The sequence below is a fragment of the Azospirillum sp. INR13 genome (genome assembly GCF_015390205.1).
Taxonomy (GTDB): Bacteria; Pseudomonadota; Alphaproteobacteria; order Azospirillales; family Azospirillaceae; genus Azospirillum.
In genome coordinates, this window is record NZ_VUOI01000009.1 from 79,414 (window position 1) to 93,876 (window position 14,463).

A 14,463-nucleotide genomic window follows, 5' to 3' on the forward strand; every position below is an offset into this window, starting at 1 on the left:
GGGTTCTGGCAGCGGGGTGGAGAGCGTGGAATGCTGAGGCTGAGGATCGTTTCGGACCATCGGGCGTCGCTGGGCGGCAATGCCGAGAAGACGCTGCATGGCGGCGACCTCACCGTCGGGCGCGGGGTCGAGAACGGCTGGATTCTTCCAGACCCGGACCTGCTGCTGTCGCGCCAGCACTGCGTCTTCGAGAAGACCGCGGCCGGTTACCGGGTGATCGACACCAGCACCAACGGCGTCTTCCTCAACGGTTCCGACCGGCCGCTCGGCCGCAACGTCCCGGCGGACCTCAGGTCGGGCGACCGCGTCCGCATCGGCCGCTTCATCATCGAGGCGACGGTGGAGACGCTGTCCGCCCCCAGCTTTACGGAGATCTCCGGCGCCTTCCGGCTGGGCGGGACGGAGGCCGCACCCGATCCCTTCGCCCCGCCGCCGGCGTCCGCCGCGGTACCGGACCAGTTCGACGAACTGTTCGCCGATCCTGCGGCGCGCCCATTCGAACACCATCCGCTGCGGTCGGAAGATGCACCTTTCGATGCCTGGACCGCCTCCAGCAGCGGTGCCGCCGCGCGCGAGCGGGCGGACGACTGGCGGTTCGGCACCGTGGACGATCATTCCGACCCGCTGAACCAGTCGCTGTCGATCGGCGTCTCGTATCAGCCGCCGGCCGCCGCACCGCAGCCGTCAGGGAGCGGCATCCCCGACGATTGGGACGACGACCTCCTCGGCACGCCGCAGCCGGCGGCGCCGGCCTTTCCGAATCCGGGCTTCCCCGCCGCGGCGAAGACGGCCCAGCCGTTGCCGGAAGACTGGAACATCGACGAGACGCTGCCCGATCCGGCGGCCGACCCGCTGTTGGCGGAGCCCCCGCCGGTCGTCCGTGTGGCCGAACCGCTCCCGCTGCCGGACGACTCCGTCATCGTTCCCCACGCGGCGCAGCAGTTCGTACCGCCGCCGCCGCCCGCGCCCGTGGCACCTCCCGCGCCGGTCGCCGTTCCTGCCGCCGCGCCCGTCGCCGATGCGGGTGCCGCGGTCGCCGCCTTCTATGAGGGGTTCGGCGCGCCGCTGCCGCCGGAGGGGCTGCCGGGCCCGAACGCGATGATGCGCGGCCTGGGCGAGGCGTTGCGCGTCAGCCTGGGGGCGCTGCATGCGTCGCTGCGGGCGCGCTCCCGCTTCAAGGACGAGTTCCATCTGGAGCAGACCAGCTTCCGCCCGGCGGGGGAAAACCCGCTGAAGCGCTGCGAAACGCTGGACGAGGCGGTGTCGGTGCTGGCCAACCCGCGCCTGCGCGGCTTCCTGCCGATGGCCGACGCGGTGCGCGAGGCGGCGAGCGACGTGCAGGTCCACCACCTCGCCTATGCCGCGGCGCTGCAGACCGCGCTGAAGCAGGTGGTCGCCAAGTTCGACCCCGGCGCGCTCAGCCAGCGGCTGGAGACGCGGCTTCTCGACAGCATCGTCCCGGCGGCGCGCAAGGCCCGCTACTGGGACCAGTACGAGACGCTGTACAAGGATCTGGTGGTCGAGCTGGAAGAGGATTTCGACCGGGTCATCGGCGACGCCATCGCCCGCGAATACGACCGCTTCGTGCGTGGCGATTCCGGCGGTGCCGCGGACGACGGAAAGCCCGACTGATCCGCCGCCGCGTCACCCTTTGTCACCGCCTGACCTTTCCTGAACCGGACCGCTTCCCGCCATGGCCCAGACCCCCGACGAGACTTCCGACGACCGTGGCGCCGCCGGCCACGAGCCGACTGCCATCCTGCCGGCCGCGACCGGGACCGAAGGGCAGGGGGTGGATGCCGAGGCGACGAGGCTGACCACGCCGCCGGCTGCTGCCACCCCGGACCCCGAACCGTTGGTGACCGCATCTTCGGTTGCATCGACCTCGGTCACTGCGGCGTCCGTCTCCGGCGTGGACGCGGCGGGAGGACGGGCGTCGCCGGCGCCCATCGGGCCGGGCTCCCTGCTGAGCCACACCTACGAGGTGGCGGGGCTGATCGCCCGCGGCGGCATGGGCGAGGTGCACCGCGCCCGCCATGTCGACATGAACACCTGGCATGCGGTGAAGGTGATCCGGCCTGAACTGGCGCAGGATGCCAAGATGGTCGAGCTTCTGCGGCGCGAGGCGGCGGCGCTGCGCGAGATCCGGCACGAGGCGGTCGTGTCCTACGACGGCGTCTTCCGCGACGAGTATGGCCGGATCCTGCTGTCGATGGAGTATCTGGACGGGCCATCGCTGCAGGAGGTGCTGCAGGGCGGGCCGCTGGACCCGGACGACGTCGCCATCCTGCTCGACCGCATCGCCTCGGGGCTGGCGGCGGCGCACCAGCGCGGCATCGTCCACCGCGACATGTCGACCGACAACGTCATCCTGCCCGGCCGCCAGATCGCCAACGCCAAGATCATCGATTTCGGCATCGCCAAGCAGACCGCCGGCGGGGCGGGGACCGTCATCGGCGACGCCTTCGCCGGCAAGTACGGCTATGCCTCGCCCGAGCAGTTCGGGCTGTTCGGCGGGCAGGTCGGGCCGCAGTCGGACATCTACAGCGCCGGTCTGGTGCTGGCCGCGGCAGCACTCGGCCGGCCGCTGGACATGGGCCGCACGCCGCAGGCGATGATCGAGCGGCGCATGTCGGTGCCCGACCTGTCGGCGCTGGACGAGCCGCTGCGCGGGGTCCTGTGCTCCATGCTGGAACCCGACCCGCAGAACCGCGCCAGGACGATGACGGAACTGGTCGGCGCGCTGACCCGCCGCCCGGCGGAGATCACGCCCTTCGACGCCACCCCCTTCCCGGCCGCGACCCCGGCGACGGAGGAGAAGCCGAAGCCGGTGGCGGCCGAGAGGCCGGCGAAGACCGCCCAGGCGCCGGCCGTGCCGAGGAAGAAGGCGCCGGTCGGGCTGATCGCCGGTGGCGTCGGCGGTTTGGTGGCGGCCGGCGTCGCCGGTTTCCTGCTGTTCGGACAGTCGCAGCCGCCGGCCCAATCGTCGGCGCAACAATCGACGGCGCAGGCGCCGGTGAAGGAGGCCGCGGCTCCCGCAACTCCCGCTCCGGCAACTCCCGCCGCCCCGCCGCCGGCCATGACGACGGCGCCACTGGGTGCGCCCACCACTCCGGCGCCATCCCCATCCCCATCCCCAACGCCTGCGGAGCCCGTGAAGGCGGAGGCGCCGGCTCCCGCCGCGCCCGTGCCGCCGCCGCCGGTCACCCCGGCCGTCCAGACCGTCGCGCCGCCCGCACCTACGCCACCCCCCGCACCGGCCCAGGTCGTGCCGGCCGCGGTTCCGGCCGCTCCGCCTGTTCCGACGATCACGCCGGCCGAGGCGCGCAAGAGGGTGGAGGCCGCGGCGGGCGGCTTCACTTGCTCCGGCGTCAAGGCGGTGGAGACCGGCAAGGGCCTTCGGATCGGCGGCTATGTCGGCAGCGACGCCGATGCCGGCGCGCTGAAGGCGGCGATCACCGGCCTGCCGAGTGGCGTCGACATCGATGCCCGCGTCGCCGTCCGCCCTTGGCCGCTGTGCGAGGCGCTGGGCGTCGCCGGGCTGCCGGCCCGGGCGGAGGGGCAGGGGGCCGATGCGCTGGGGCTGGGCCTCAATCGTCCGTCGATGGTCTATCGCCAGGGCGAAAAGCTGGAGGTCACGGTGACTCCCGGCATGTCCGGCTACCTGACCGTCGATTACATCGACATCGAAGGCAACGCGATCCACATGGTGCCGATGCGCCTGCGCCGCGACGACCGCGTCGATGCCGGCCGGCCCGTCACGCTGGGGGTCGCGAAGTCGGCCAGCGACCGCGTCTACACCATCGCGCCGCCCTATGGCCCGGCGATGATCCTGGCGCTGGTGACGCGCGAGCCGCTGTTCCCGGCCGAGCGTGAGGAGGTGGAGCCTGCCGGCGCCTATCTGGCGACCCTGCGCGCGGCCATCGCCAAGGCCGAGGCGAAGGGGACCGTCGTCGTCCAGTCCGCCTTCTTCACCACCGTGGCCGAGTAGCCCGGCCGATGGTCAGCGGCGGTCGGCGTCTCGCCGTCATCGGCGGCGCACTGGCGCTCTGTGCGCTGGCGGGCGGGTTTCTGGGGATCGGCATCGACTGGCTGGCCGGACCCAAGGGGCCGCCGCCAGTCGTGATCGCGGAATCGCCGCCACCCATTGCCATGCCGGGCGCCGTTCCGGTCGCAATCCCCACCCCGGCGCCCGCCCCGCGACCGGCGCTTACCGAAGTGCCATGTCCGGCGGGCGTGCCGGACGGCCCGGCGCCGCGCTGCCACAGCCTGCGGGTGCCGTCGGACTGGCAGCGGTCGGACAGCCCGCCGCTCGACCTGTTCGTGATGGTGCTGCCGGCGCTGAACGGCGCGCCCGCCGCCGATCCGGTAGTTGTGCTGGCCGGCGGGCCGGGGCAGGGCGGCAGCGACGATCCGCGCGGCACCGCGGCGATGCTGGCGCCGATGCGCGCCACCCGTGACGTCATCCTGGTGGACCAGCGCGGCACCGGCCGGTCGGCGCCGTCCTTGCGCTGCCCGGCGCTGGACCCGCTACGCTATTGGTTCGGCGGCGTGACGGCGGAAGATGCCCTCGCCTGCCTCGATCCGCCGCGCCGCGCCGGCTACCGGCTGGAGGATTTCGACAGCGGACAGAGTGCCGCCGACCTGCGGGCGCTGCGCGGCGCGCTGGGGGTGGAGCGCTGGAACGTCATCGCGACCTCCTATGGCGGGGTGCTGGCCCAGGCGCTGCTGCGCGCCGACGGGGCGGCGGTGCGCAGCCTCGTGCTGAACTCCCCGGCGGCGGTGGATGCGACTTGGCTCGACCTCGACCGCTTGACCGCCATCCGGCAGGCGTACCGCCGCATGGTGGAGGATTGCGCCGCTCAGCCCGATTGTGCCCGCGCCTTCCCGCAACTGGGACAGGCGGTGGAGCGGCTGTCGGCGGCGCTGGAACGGCGGTCGCTGGAGCTTCGCCTGCGCCATCCCGGTACCGGGCGGGAGAGCGGCCTGCAGCTGTCCTGGCCGATGCTGGCGACTGTGCTGGCGCTGCGGCTGGGCAGCGCGGACGGGATGGTGGTGATGCCGGCCCTGCTCGACCGTCTCGACCGCGCCGTCATGCGGGCCGGCGGGGTGGGGAGCGAGGGGCGGGGCGGCTGGAGGATGCGGCGGCGCTGTCGCTGGTGGTGCCGCCGGCCATCTGGGGCGTGCTGGACAAGCTCGCCTATGGGCTGAACCTGACGGTGGGATGCCGGGAAAACCGTCCGCGCATCGATGCCGCCGCCGCCCGGCGCGCCGCGGCCGATCTGCGCCCCCATGTGGTGGCCGACGCGGTGGAGACCGATTACGACGCCGCCTGTCCGGTGCTGAACCTGCCGCCGGTGGATGCGTCCTTCTACCGGCCGGTGGAGTCCGACGTGCCGGCGCTGATCCTGACCGGCGCCTATGACACCTTCACCGCCCCGGCGCGCGCCGAGGCGATGGGGCGCAGCCTGCGCCGGGCGACGCTGATGTCCTTCCGCGGCATCGGCCATGACGTGCTGGGCGTCAGCCCCTGCGGCCGATCCGCCGCCGCCCGCTTCGTCGAGACGCTGACCACCGGCGATGCCGGGGCCTGCGTCGAACGGCTGCTGCCGCCGACCTTCGCCACCCGGCTGCCGGCGCCGTGACGATGGCCCCCCGCCTTTTGCGGGCCGTTCTTGCCGCCGCGCTGCTGCTGCTGCCTGCCGGCTGCGCCGCAATTCCTCGGGAGCGGGTGGCGGCGGTGGACGAGGCCGCCGGGGCCGCCGGCCTGCTGCCGCGGCGCTTCGCGGCGGCGCCCTTCACCCTGGCCGGCTGGCTGCGTTCCGGCGGGGCGGGGCCGCTGGTGGTCTATATCGAGGGTGACGGCCATGCCTGGAACAGCCCGACCGAGCCGTCGCGCGACCCGACCCCCTTCAACCCGGTGGCGCTGGCGCTGGCGCTGACCGACCCGGCGCCGCGTCTGCTCTATCTCGGCCGGCCCTGCCAGTATGGCGGGGTGGCGACCGACGCCGCCTGCTCCACCCGCATCTGGACCTCCCACCGCTTCGCGCCGGAGGTGATCGGCGCCCTCGGCCGTGCGCTGGACGAGGCGAAGCGGCAGAGCGGGGCGGACCGGCTGGTGCTGGTCGGCTATTCCGGCGGCGGGGTGGCGGCGGCGCTGCTGGCGGCGCGGCGCAGCGACGTGGCCGCGCTGGTGACGGTGGTGGCGCCGCTCGACCTCGCGGCCTGGGCGGCGGCGAAGCGGCTGACGCCGCTGACCGGCTCGCTCGACCCGGCACGGGAGACCGGACGGCTGGCCCTGGTGCCGCAATGGCACATCGCCGGGAGCAACGACCGGGTGGTGCCGCCGGAGGTGGTGCGCGGGCTTCGGGACCCGTGTCGGCGCGCCGGTGCGGGTGGTGCCGGAGATGGAGCATGACGGCGACTGGGCGGCGCTGTGGCCGTCGCTGCGGGCCGCGTTTCCGGTATCGCTGGGATCGGGACAAGCCGGGTCTTAACGATTTCACCGCCGTCCCCCGCGGGCGTCCATTGCCAGACGCCGGTGCAAACACTATGATTCCGCAGGTGCAACCCGGGTGTCCTCAGGGGCGAGACCCGTACCGCTTGAGACGATCGGAAGACCCGTATGGACGCTCACGACCTTTCCCTGGACGACAACGGCACCATCCAGGCCATCGGCATCCTCGCCGACGTGCTGGACGGGGTGGAGGGGCCGGGCGGTCTCGACACGGTGCTGGTGTCCAAGGCTCTGCGTCAGGTGATCGCCACCAAGTCGCAGCCGGCCTTCGAATTCGCCTCCCGCGCCTTCAACACGCTGGACCGTCGGTCCGCCGTCAGGTGGCGGAAAGCGCGGACGAGGCGGCCCACCATGCGGTCGAGCTGCGCGGCCGGGTCGGCGGCTTCCTGTCGACCGCCGCGAAGAAGCCGGTTTCCCAGGGTCCGGTGGTCGGCCAGCAGCCGAACTTCATCACCGCGCTGAACCTGCGCTCCCGCCGCCGGCCGAATTCTCCGTCATAAGGATTTCGTCGTAAAGGGGCTGCTTCAGCCGGCCTCCTGCGGCCTCATCTCCTGCGGCAGCGTGTCGAGCAGCGCGCAGTCCCAATAGGGGCGCGGGCCGAAGCGTTGGACCAGGAAATCGACGAACACCCGCACCTTCGGCGACAGGTGGCGGTTCTGCGGATAGACCGCGTTGACCGACAGTTCCGACGGGATGTGCCGGTGCAGCACGCTGACCAGCTCGCCGCGCGACAGCGCCTGTCCGCATAGGAAGGTCGGCGACATGATGAAGCCGACGCCGGACATCGCCGCTTCGCGCAGCAGGTCGCCGTTGTTGCTGCGGATCGGGCCCGAGACCCGGACGTTGCACGTCTCGCCATCGACCGTGAACTGCCAGACGTCGGGCGTCGGCACGTTGGTGTAGAGCAGGCAGCTGTGGCGGGCGAGATCGTCCGGCGTTTCCGGCACTCCGTGCTTTTGCAGATAGGCCGGGCTGGCGCACAGCGCGATGCGGGCCGGGGCCAGCCGCCGGGCGATCAGCGAACTGTCGCGCAGCCGCCCGATGCGGACCGCCAGATCGTATCCCTCGTCCACCAGATCGACCGTACGGTCGTTCAGGTCCATGTCGATCTCGATGGCCGGATAGCGTTCCAGGAATTCCGCCACCGCCGGGGCCAGATGCATGATGCCGAAGCTGACCGGCGCGTTCAGCCGCAGCCGGCCGCGCGGAGCGGCGTGCAGGTCGGCGACCGCCTGCTCCGCCTCCTCCAGGTCGGCGAGGATGCGGGTGCAGCGCTCGTAATAGGCCTGTCCGACCTCGGTCAGGCTGAGCTTGCGGGTGGTGCGGTTCAGCAGCCGCGCGCCGAGCCTGTTCTCCAGCTCGCCGATGCGGCGGGAGACCACCGACTTCGACAAATTGAGCCGGTCGGCGGCGGCGGTGAAGCTCTTGGTGTCCACCACCTTGATGAAGGCGAGCATGTCGTCGAGGCGATCCATGGCATTGTTGTACACCCGGAAACAATGAGGTGCCAAGATCCGGCATTACCGGAAAGGCCGCCGCGCCCTATTTCTGGTGTCACCGCCGGGCCGTCACCGGTCGCGGCGAGCCAATTCACCAACCGAACAGGGAGTGGCGACGATGGCGAAGGTTTCTGGTCCTCTATTACAGCAGCTGGGGCCATGTGTCGGAGATGGCGCAGGCGGTGGCCGAAGGCGCCCGCTCCGTCGCCGGGACCGAGGTGGCGGTGAAGCGCGTGCCCGAACTGGTGCCGGAAGCGGTCCGCCAGTCCGCCCATTACAAGGACGAGAGCGACATCCCCGTCGCCACGGTGGACGAGTTGGTCCAGTATGACGCCATCGTCATCGGCACGCCGACCCGCTACGGCAACATGGCCTCGCAGATGAAGAACTTCCTCGACCAGACCGGCGGCCTGTGGGCCAAGGGTGCGCTGGTCGGCAAGGTCGGTGCGGCCTTCACCTCCACCGCCACCCAGCATGGCGGGCAGGAGAGCACCATCCTCAGCACCCACACCGTGCTGCTTCACCTGGGCATGGTGATCGTCGGCCTGCCTTATTCCTTCCAGGGCCAGATGGGCGTTTCGGAAGTGATGGGCAACTCGCCCTACGGCGCCAGCACCATCGCCGGCGGCGACGGCTCGCGCCGGCCGAGCGCGGTCGAACTGGACGGCGCCCGCTTCCAGGGCCGCCATGTCGCCGAGATCGCGGCGAAGCTGCACGGTTGACGACAGGTAGACGCTGAAAAGAGGGGGAGTGAGCCGTGGGCCTGCTGATCGACGGACAATGGCAAGACCAATGGTACGACACCAAGAAATCCGGCGGCGCGTTCGTCCGGACGGAGGGCGCAGTTCCGCGACCGGGTGTCGGCCGACGGCTCCACCCCTTATGCGGCGGAGGCCGGGCGCTATCACCTGATGGTGTCGCTCGCCTGCCCCTGGGCGCACCGCACGCTGATCTTCCGCAAGCTGAAGCGGCTGGACGAGGTGATCGGCGTCAGCGTGGTCGATCCGCTGATGCTGTCGGAAGGCTGGACCTTCGCCGAGCCGGAACCGGTGACCGGCGCCCGCCGCCTCTATGAGGTCTATCTTCAGGCCAAGCCCGGCTACAGCGGCCGGGTCACCGTCCCGGTGCTGTGGGACAAAATGACCGGCAGCATCGTCAACAACGAGTCGGCGGAGATCATCCGCATGCTCAACCGCGAGTTCGACGCCTTCACCGACATGCGCACCGATTTCTGCCCGCCGGATCTGGTGGAGGAGATCGACCGGGAGAACGCCTTCGTCTATGACGCCGTCAACAACGGCGTCTACAAGGCCGGCTTCGCCACGTCCCAGGACAAGTACGAGGCCGCTTTCGACGCCCTGTTCGCGGCGCTGGACGGCATCGACGCCAAGCTGGAGACCCGGCGCTGGCTGGTCGGCAACCGGCTGACCGAGGCCGATTGGCGCCTGTTCACCACACTGGTCCGCTTCGATGCGGTCTATGTCGGGCATTTCAAGTGCAACAAGCGGCGGATCGCCGACTATCCCCACCTGTCGGGCTATCTGCGCGACCTCCATCAGGTGCCGGGAGTGGCCGAGACGGTGAATTTCGACCACATCAAGCGTCACTATTACGGCAGCCACGCCACCATCAACCCCACCGGCATCGTGCCGAAGGGGCCGGAGCTGGATCTCGACGCGCCGCACGGACGGGGCGATTTGGGACCGGAACCGCTGGCGGCGTGACGGATCGGCTCCCCGGCGGTTGTCAGAAGGAAACGACAACCGCATGAGGGAGTTCGTCCGATGCGTACAATCATTCTCGCGGCCGCGGCCGTCCTGGCCCTTTCCTCGCCGGCCCTGGCCCAGAGCGGCCAATCGCAGAGCGGCCAGTCGCAGAACGGGTGGGGCGGGGCGCTCGACCAGCTGAACCGCGCCGTCAACCCGAACAATTATCCGCAGGACCGCACGGCCGAGGACCGCGAGATGAACCGCGACGGGCGCCGCTATGAAGGCTCGTCAGGGAACTCGGCGGGCAACCGCCGCGGCAACGCCTATGGCGACTATTCCGACCGCGACCTGCGCAACCAGTATGACCGGCTGGGCGAGGAACAGCGCCAGATCCGGCAGAACCGCCGCGCCATCGAGGACGAGATGGAGCGCCGCGGCATCAACCGGTAGGGAAAGCCGTCAGGGCTTGTGGCAGCGGGCCATGTCTTCCGGGTTGCCCATCGCTTCGCACTGGAAGCCGTTGGAGAACTTGAAACGCAGCGGGCCGGTCTTGCGGACGCTGACCACCGGCTTCTTGCCGGTGTCCTGGAATTCCACCCAGGCGGAGCTGTCGAAGCGCGTCTGCAGCCCGTTGCTGAGCCGCACCCGGCCCTGATTGTCCTTGATCACCTGGATGCCGGTGCTGAACAGTAGGTTCGGCCCGTCCTGCTTCGCCGACAGGCCGTTGGTGCAATTGACGCCCTCCGGCTTCACGGCCACGCACTCGAAGGAGCTGGGCTGGCTGGCGGTGAGGACCATCGCGTAGACGGCGACTTCCAGAACGTTGAGCGGCATGGGCATGCACCGGTTGAGTGGTGGCGGTTGAGTGGTGGCGGATTTGAAAGAGCACAGGACCGCGGCGCGAAACCGTCCGCGGTCCTTCCGTCTTACGGACCATGTGGTTACGAAAGAGATAATGTCGCGCCTGCGGTGGAATCTTGCGCATCCGGCCGCTTCACCCCGCCCGCGGCCGGCGTGACCATGACCGGTGCGGCGGCCCGGCAACTGGACTTGCGTGCCCCGGACCGGTAGAAGCGGTCCCATCGGCCATGGCTTCGGCCATTTGCTTCAGCCAGAGGGGGCGGGCGCAATCCCATGACGTTCCAACAGCGTTTGATCCTGCTGGTCACCGGTCTGGTGCTGCTGGCGGTGGTGGTGGTCACCACGACGATGGCATTCACCACGCGCGCGGTGCTGACCGAGCGGATCGAGGCGGAGGCGCGGCTGACCGCCGGCCTGCTCGCCCGTGGCGCCGCCCAGGCCGGCGACCTCCCGCGCGAGGTCGATGCCATGCTGTCCGAACGGCTGCTGTCGGAAGCGACGCTGACCGCCCATCTGGTGGCGCTGGCGGAAACGGCGAAGCTGCCGCCCAAGGCCATCAACGACCGGCTGAAGCAGATCGCCGAGTCGGGCGGCCCGGACGAGATGTGGATCACCGACAACCGCGGCCGGGCCTATCTGCACAATGTGCCCGGTCCCGATCCGGTCTTCGGCCAGGATGCCAAGGGCGGGCCGCGCCACGGCGCCTACAGCGGCCTGCTGAACCGCTCGCCCGCGTCGCTGGCGTCGGAGCCGGCGATGGAAAGCGGGCGGCTGATGAAGTTCGCCGGCGTGACCGGCGTCGACCGGCCGCGCATTGTCCAGGTCGGCGCCGACATGCGGCGACTGGGCGACCTGCTGCGCAAATCGGGGGCCGAGGGAGCGATCGATGGGCTGATCGCCACCCGCGCGGTGGAGGCGGCCTGGCTGCTCGACCGCGACGGCCGGGTGCTGGCACGCGGTGCCGTGGTGTCCAACGGATCGGGCGGTCCGCTGTCCGATGCCGACACCGCCGCGGCCAAGGCGGCGGCGACCGCCGGCGAGGTGACCGTGCGCGAGTCGGGCGACGGGCTGCTGGCTCTTGCGCCCATCCGCTATGCCGCTGCCAATGTTGGGGCCAATGCCGCCGCGGCCGGCCTGCCTGCGGTTGCGGCCGTGCGCGTTCCCTACACCGAACCGGGGGCGATGCTGGGCCGGCAGCTGAAGATCGGCGGGCTGGTCGGCGTATTCGTGCTGGCGCTGGGCGTCTATCTCAGCATGCGTTTCGCCCGCGACCAGATGGCGCCGGTGGAACGGCTGAGCGAGGCGGTCAAGGCGGTGGAGGCCGGGCGTTTCAACCCGCTCAGCCTCAACGAGGCGGCGGATCGCGACGACGAATTCGGCCGGCTGTCCCGCGTCTTCCGCCGCATGGCGATGGAGGCGACGGCGCGCGAGGAGACCCTGGACGCCCAGCTGGTCATGCGCGGGGCGGAGCTGGAGACCAAGAGCGAGAAGCTGGCCGCCGCCGAACAGCTGATCGAGGAGGAGCAGCGCGCCGCCCGCGACGTGCAGGCCAACCTGCTGCCGCGCCAGCTGCCGGTCGGCCGCGACAGCCAGTTCTTCGGCACGCTGGTGCCCGGTCATGCCGTCAGCGGCGACTTCTACGACGTGGTCGAGCTGGACGAGCGGCACAGCCTGCTGGTCGCCGCCGGGGTGTCGGGCGGCGGCGTGCCGGCGGCCTTCCTGATGCTGATGGTGCGCGCCGCCATCCGCGAGACCGCCCGCCCGGGCGTCGGCCCGGCCGCCATCCTGACGGGCGCCAACGAGCGGCTGTGCGGCGAGAGCCCCTTCAACGGCTTCGCCACCGCCTTCGTCGCCATCTACGATCGTGTGGCCGGTACGCTGGTCCATGCCGCCGCCGGCCACCGCGGCGCCTGCCGCATCACCGCCGAGGGCGGGGTGGAGTTCCTGTCCGCCGCCGGCGGCCCGGCGCTGGGCATCCGCCGCGGCGCCCCTTACGGCGAGGCGACCACGGTGCTGAACCAGGACGAAACGCTGTTCCTGTGCACCGACGGCGTACTGCAATCCGTGGATGGACAGCGCGAGCCCTTCGGCGAGGAGCGCCTTGCCGCCGCCTTGGCTCACAGCCGCGGCATGTCGGCCCGCGACCGTGCCGAGCTGGTGCTGCGCAGCGTCCAGGCCCATGCCGCGGAGGGTGCGGTCGCCGGGGATCTGGTGTGCCTGGCGATGCGGCGGCTGCTGCCGGTGATGGAGGCGGTGGAGGCGGTTTGAGGTGTCGCGGCGGTTGCCCCCACCCCCTACCTCTTCCCCCTCGCGCCCTCCCGCGCCCGTGCCGCCGTCTCCCGCTCCAGCCTTTCGCGCAGAAAGGCCAGCACGGCGGCCTCCTCCCCACTCAACCCCGCCAGTTCGTCGCGCAGTTCCGCCTCCACCTCCCGCTTCAACGACTCCAGAAGGTCGCCTTCCAGATAGGCGTCCAGGATCTCGGGATGGACGTAGCTCTTGCGGCAGACGCTGGGGGTGTTGCCCAGGCGGGTGGCCACCTGTTCGATGGCGCGGGTGACGTTGCGCTTGGCGCCGGTCGCGCTGTCGAACGCCTCGAACTCCCCGAGCGCCATCGCCGCCAGCACGGTGCCGGCCCAGGTGCGGAAATCCTTGGCGGTGAAATCGGCACCGGTCGCCTCGCGCAGGTAGGCGTTGACGTCGCCCGATGTCACGGCATGGCGCTGGCCATCCGACTCCAGATACTGGAACAGCTCGTCGCCGGCCACGTCGCGGCAGGCGGCGACGACGCGGGCGAGCCGGCGGTCGCGCAGCGCGACGTTCCATTCCTTGCCCGACTTGCCCTTGAAGGAAAAGCGGACCTCGGAGCCCTCGATTTCGGTGTGGCCGTCGCGCAGCGTGGTCAGGCCGTAGCTCTGGTTCTCGCGGGCGTAGGTCTCGTTGCCGACGCGGATCAGGGTGGTTTCCAGCAGCCGAACCACCGCGGCCAGCACCTTCTCCCGCGGCAGGCCGCGCCGGCCGAGATCGGCGGCCACCCGTTCGCGGAGGGCGGGCAGCGCCCGGCAGAAGTCCAGCATGCGGCCGAACTTGGTGCCCTCGCGCAGTTCGGTCCAGCGGCGGTGGTAGCGGTACTGCTTGCGCCCCTTGGCGTCGCGGCCGGTGGCCTGGAGATGGCCATCGGGGTCGGGGCAGATCCAGACGTCGCGGTAGGCGGGCGGGATCGCCAGTTTGCGGATCCGTGCCAGCGTCTCCTCCTCCGTCACCTGGGCGCCATCGGGCCACAGGAAGCGGAAGCCTTTGCCGTAACGCCGCCGGCGGATGCCGGGGGTATCGTCGGAACTGTAGGTCAGCCCGGCGCAGGCGGCTTCCTGTTCGGGCGAGGGGCTGTCCGTATCGGACGGAGGGATGGTGCTGTCCATATGGGCATCAACGGCCGGAACGGGCGTTGGTTGCCGCTACCTCCTTCGGAGAGGGTTTCTTCGCAGTTGCAAAAACCCTATCCTCGGACCGCCAGATCCAGAAGGGAGCCGCGAGCATGGACAACAAGCCGGACGAGACGACCCTGACCGCCCATCTGCCGAACCTGGAAATCCAGATCCGCCACCGCGAGGCCGGTGAGGACGGGGCGGAGGTGATCGCCATCCAGTTCCGCGCCACCCCGTCCTTCGACGCGGTCGCCGGGCTGCTCGCGCCCGCGCTGATGAACCCGCTCCTGCTGGCGGGACCCGCAGGAGGAAAGCCGGGAGCCCACCCGTTCGGCGCCAATCCGATGGCGTCCGCCGCCGGCATGGCCGAGATGTGGATGGCGCCGATGCGGCTGTGGGGCGAGATGGTGCGGCAGGCCTGGGCGCCCTGGTTGAAGATGGCTGAGCGCCGCTAG

General features: G+C 71.0%; 13 protein-coding genes and 1 pseudogene. 11 read left to right on the forward strand and 3 right to left on the reverse strand.

Going from position 1 to position 14,463, the window contains the following annotated elements:
- The first annotated feature begins 30 nt into the window (after positions 1-30).
- The 6 genes from tagH to F1643_RS09845 all read left to right on the forward strand — a co-directional run bounded on the left by tagH (position 31) and on the right by F1643_RS09845 (position 6,979).
- A complete protein-coding gene (gene tagH / locus F1643_RS09820) occupies positions 31-1,632 on the forward strand; it encodes a type VI secretion system-associated FHA domain protein TagH (protein ID WP_194912863.1) in 1,602 nt (533 codons plus the stop codon).
- Between the two features lie 61 nt (positions 1,633-1,693).
- A complete protein-coding gene (locus F1643_RS09825) occupies positions 1,694-3,991 on the forward strand; it encodes a serine/threonine-protein kinase (RefSeq protein ID WP_194912864.1) in 2,298 nt (765 codons plus the stop codon).
- A gap of 8 nt (positions 3,992-3,999) precedes the next feature.
- Positions 4,000-5,211, forward strand: a complete 1,212-nt coding sequence (locus tag F1643_RS09830) for an alpha/beta fold hydrolase (protein ID WP_194912865.1) — start codon at positions 4,000-4,002, stop codon at positions 5,209-5,211.
- Entirely contained in the window at positions 5,160-5,645 is a 486-nt protein-coding gene (locus F1643_RS24660; RefSeq protein WP_194912867.1) for an alpha/beta hydrolase, read from the forward strand. The genes F1643_RS09830 and F1643_RS24660 overlap by 52 nt, the downstream gene beginning before the upstream one ends.
- Before the next feature lie 2 nt (positions 5,646-5,647).
- Entirely contained in the window at positions 5,648-6,418 is a 771-nt protein-coding gene (locus F1643_RS09840; protein ID WP_194912869.1) for a hypothetical protein, read from the forward strand.
- A 207-nt stretch (positions 6,419-6,625) separates the two neighbouring features.
- Positions 6,626-6,979, forward strand: a complete 354-nt coding sequence (locus F1643_RS09845; RefSeq protein ID WP_255542603.1) for a hypothetical protein — start codon at positions 6,626-6,628, stop codon at positions 6,977-6,979.
- Positions 6,980-7,041: 62 nt separating this feature from the next.
- Here F1643_RS09845 and F1643_RS09850 read toward each other — a convergent pair whose 3' ends face one another.
- Entirely contained in the window at positions 7,042-7,992 is a 951-nt protein-coding gene (locus tag F1643_RS09850; RefSeq protein ID WP_194912871.1) for a LysR family transcriptional regulator, read from the reverse strand.
- A 194-nt stretch (positions 7,993-8,186) separates the two neighbouring features.
- On the opposite strand from F1643_RS09850, the gene wrbA reads away from it, so the two are divergent.
- From wrbA to F1643_RS09865, 3 genes and pseudogenes are all read left to right on the forward strand, one after another.
- Positions 8,187-8,738 carry an NAD(P)H:quinone oxidoreductase gene (gene wrbA, locus F1643_RS09855; RefSeq protein WP_206692426.1) on the forward strand — a complete coding sequence of 184 codons (552 nt, stop codon included), beginning with the start codon at positions 8,187-8,189 and terminating at the stop codon, positions 8,736-8,738.
- A 35-nt stretch (positions 8,739-8,773) separates the two neighbouring features.
- Positions 8,774-9,740: pseudogene (locus F1643_RS09860) on the forward strand (glutathione S-transferase family protein).
- 60 nt (positions 9,741-9,800) lie between these two features.
- Entirely contained in the window at positions 9,801-10,175 is a 375-nt protein-coding gene (locus F1643_RS09865) for a hypothetical protein (RefSeq protein ID WP_149226759.1), read from the forward strand.
- A 9-nt stretch (positions 10,176-10,184) separates the two neighbouring features.
- Here the strand turns inward: F1643_RS09865 and F1643_RS09870 are convergent, their stop codons facing one another.
- Entirely contained in the window at positions 10,185-10,559 is a 375-nt protein-coding gene (locus F1643_RS09870) for a hypothetical protein (protein ID WP_149226757.1), read from the reverse strand.
- Between the two features lie 300 nt (positions 10,560-10,859).
- On the opposite strand from F1643_RS09870, the gene F1643_RS09875 reads away from it, so the two are divergent.
- Entirely contained in the window at positions 10,860-12,854 is a 1,995-nt protein-coding gene (locus tag F1643_RS09875; protein ID WP_194912873.1) for a PP2C family protein-serine/threonine phosphatase, read from the forward strand.
- Positions 12,855-12,880: 26 nt separating this feature from the next.
- Here the strand turns inward: F1643_RS09875 and F1643_RS09880 are convergent, their stop codons facing one another.
- Entirely contained in the window at positions 12,881-14,002 is a 1,122-nt protein-coding gene (locus F1643_RS09880; protein ID WP_194912876.1) for a DNA topoisomerase IB, read from the reverse strand.
- Positions 14,003-14,118: 116 nt separating this feature from the next.
- Between F1643_RS09880 and F1643_RS09885 the strand changes: the two genes are divergently transcribed.
- Positions 14,119-14,463: a hypothetical protein gene (locus F1643_RS09885; RefSeq protein WP_194912877.1), complete on the forward strand. Its 345-nt coding sequence runs from the start codon at positions 14,119-14,121 to the stop codon at positions 14,461-14,463.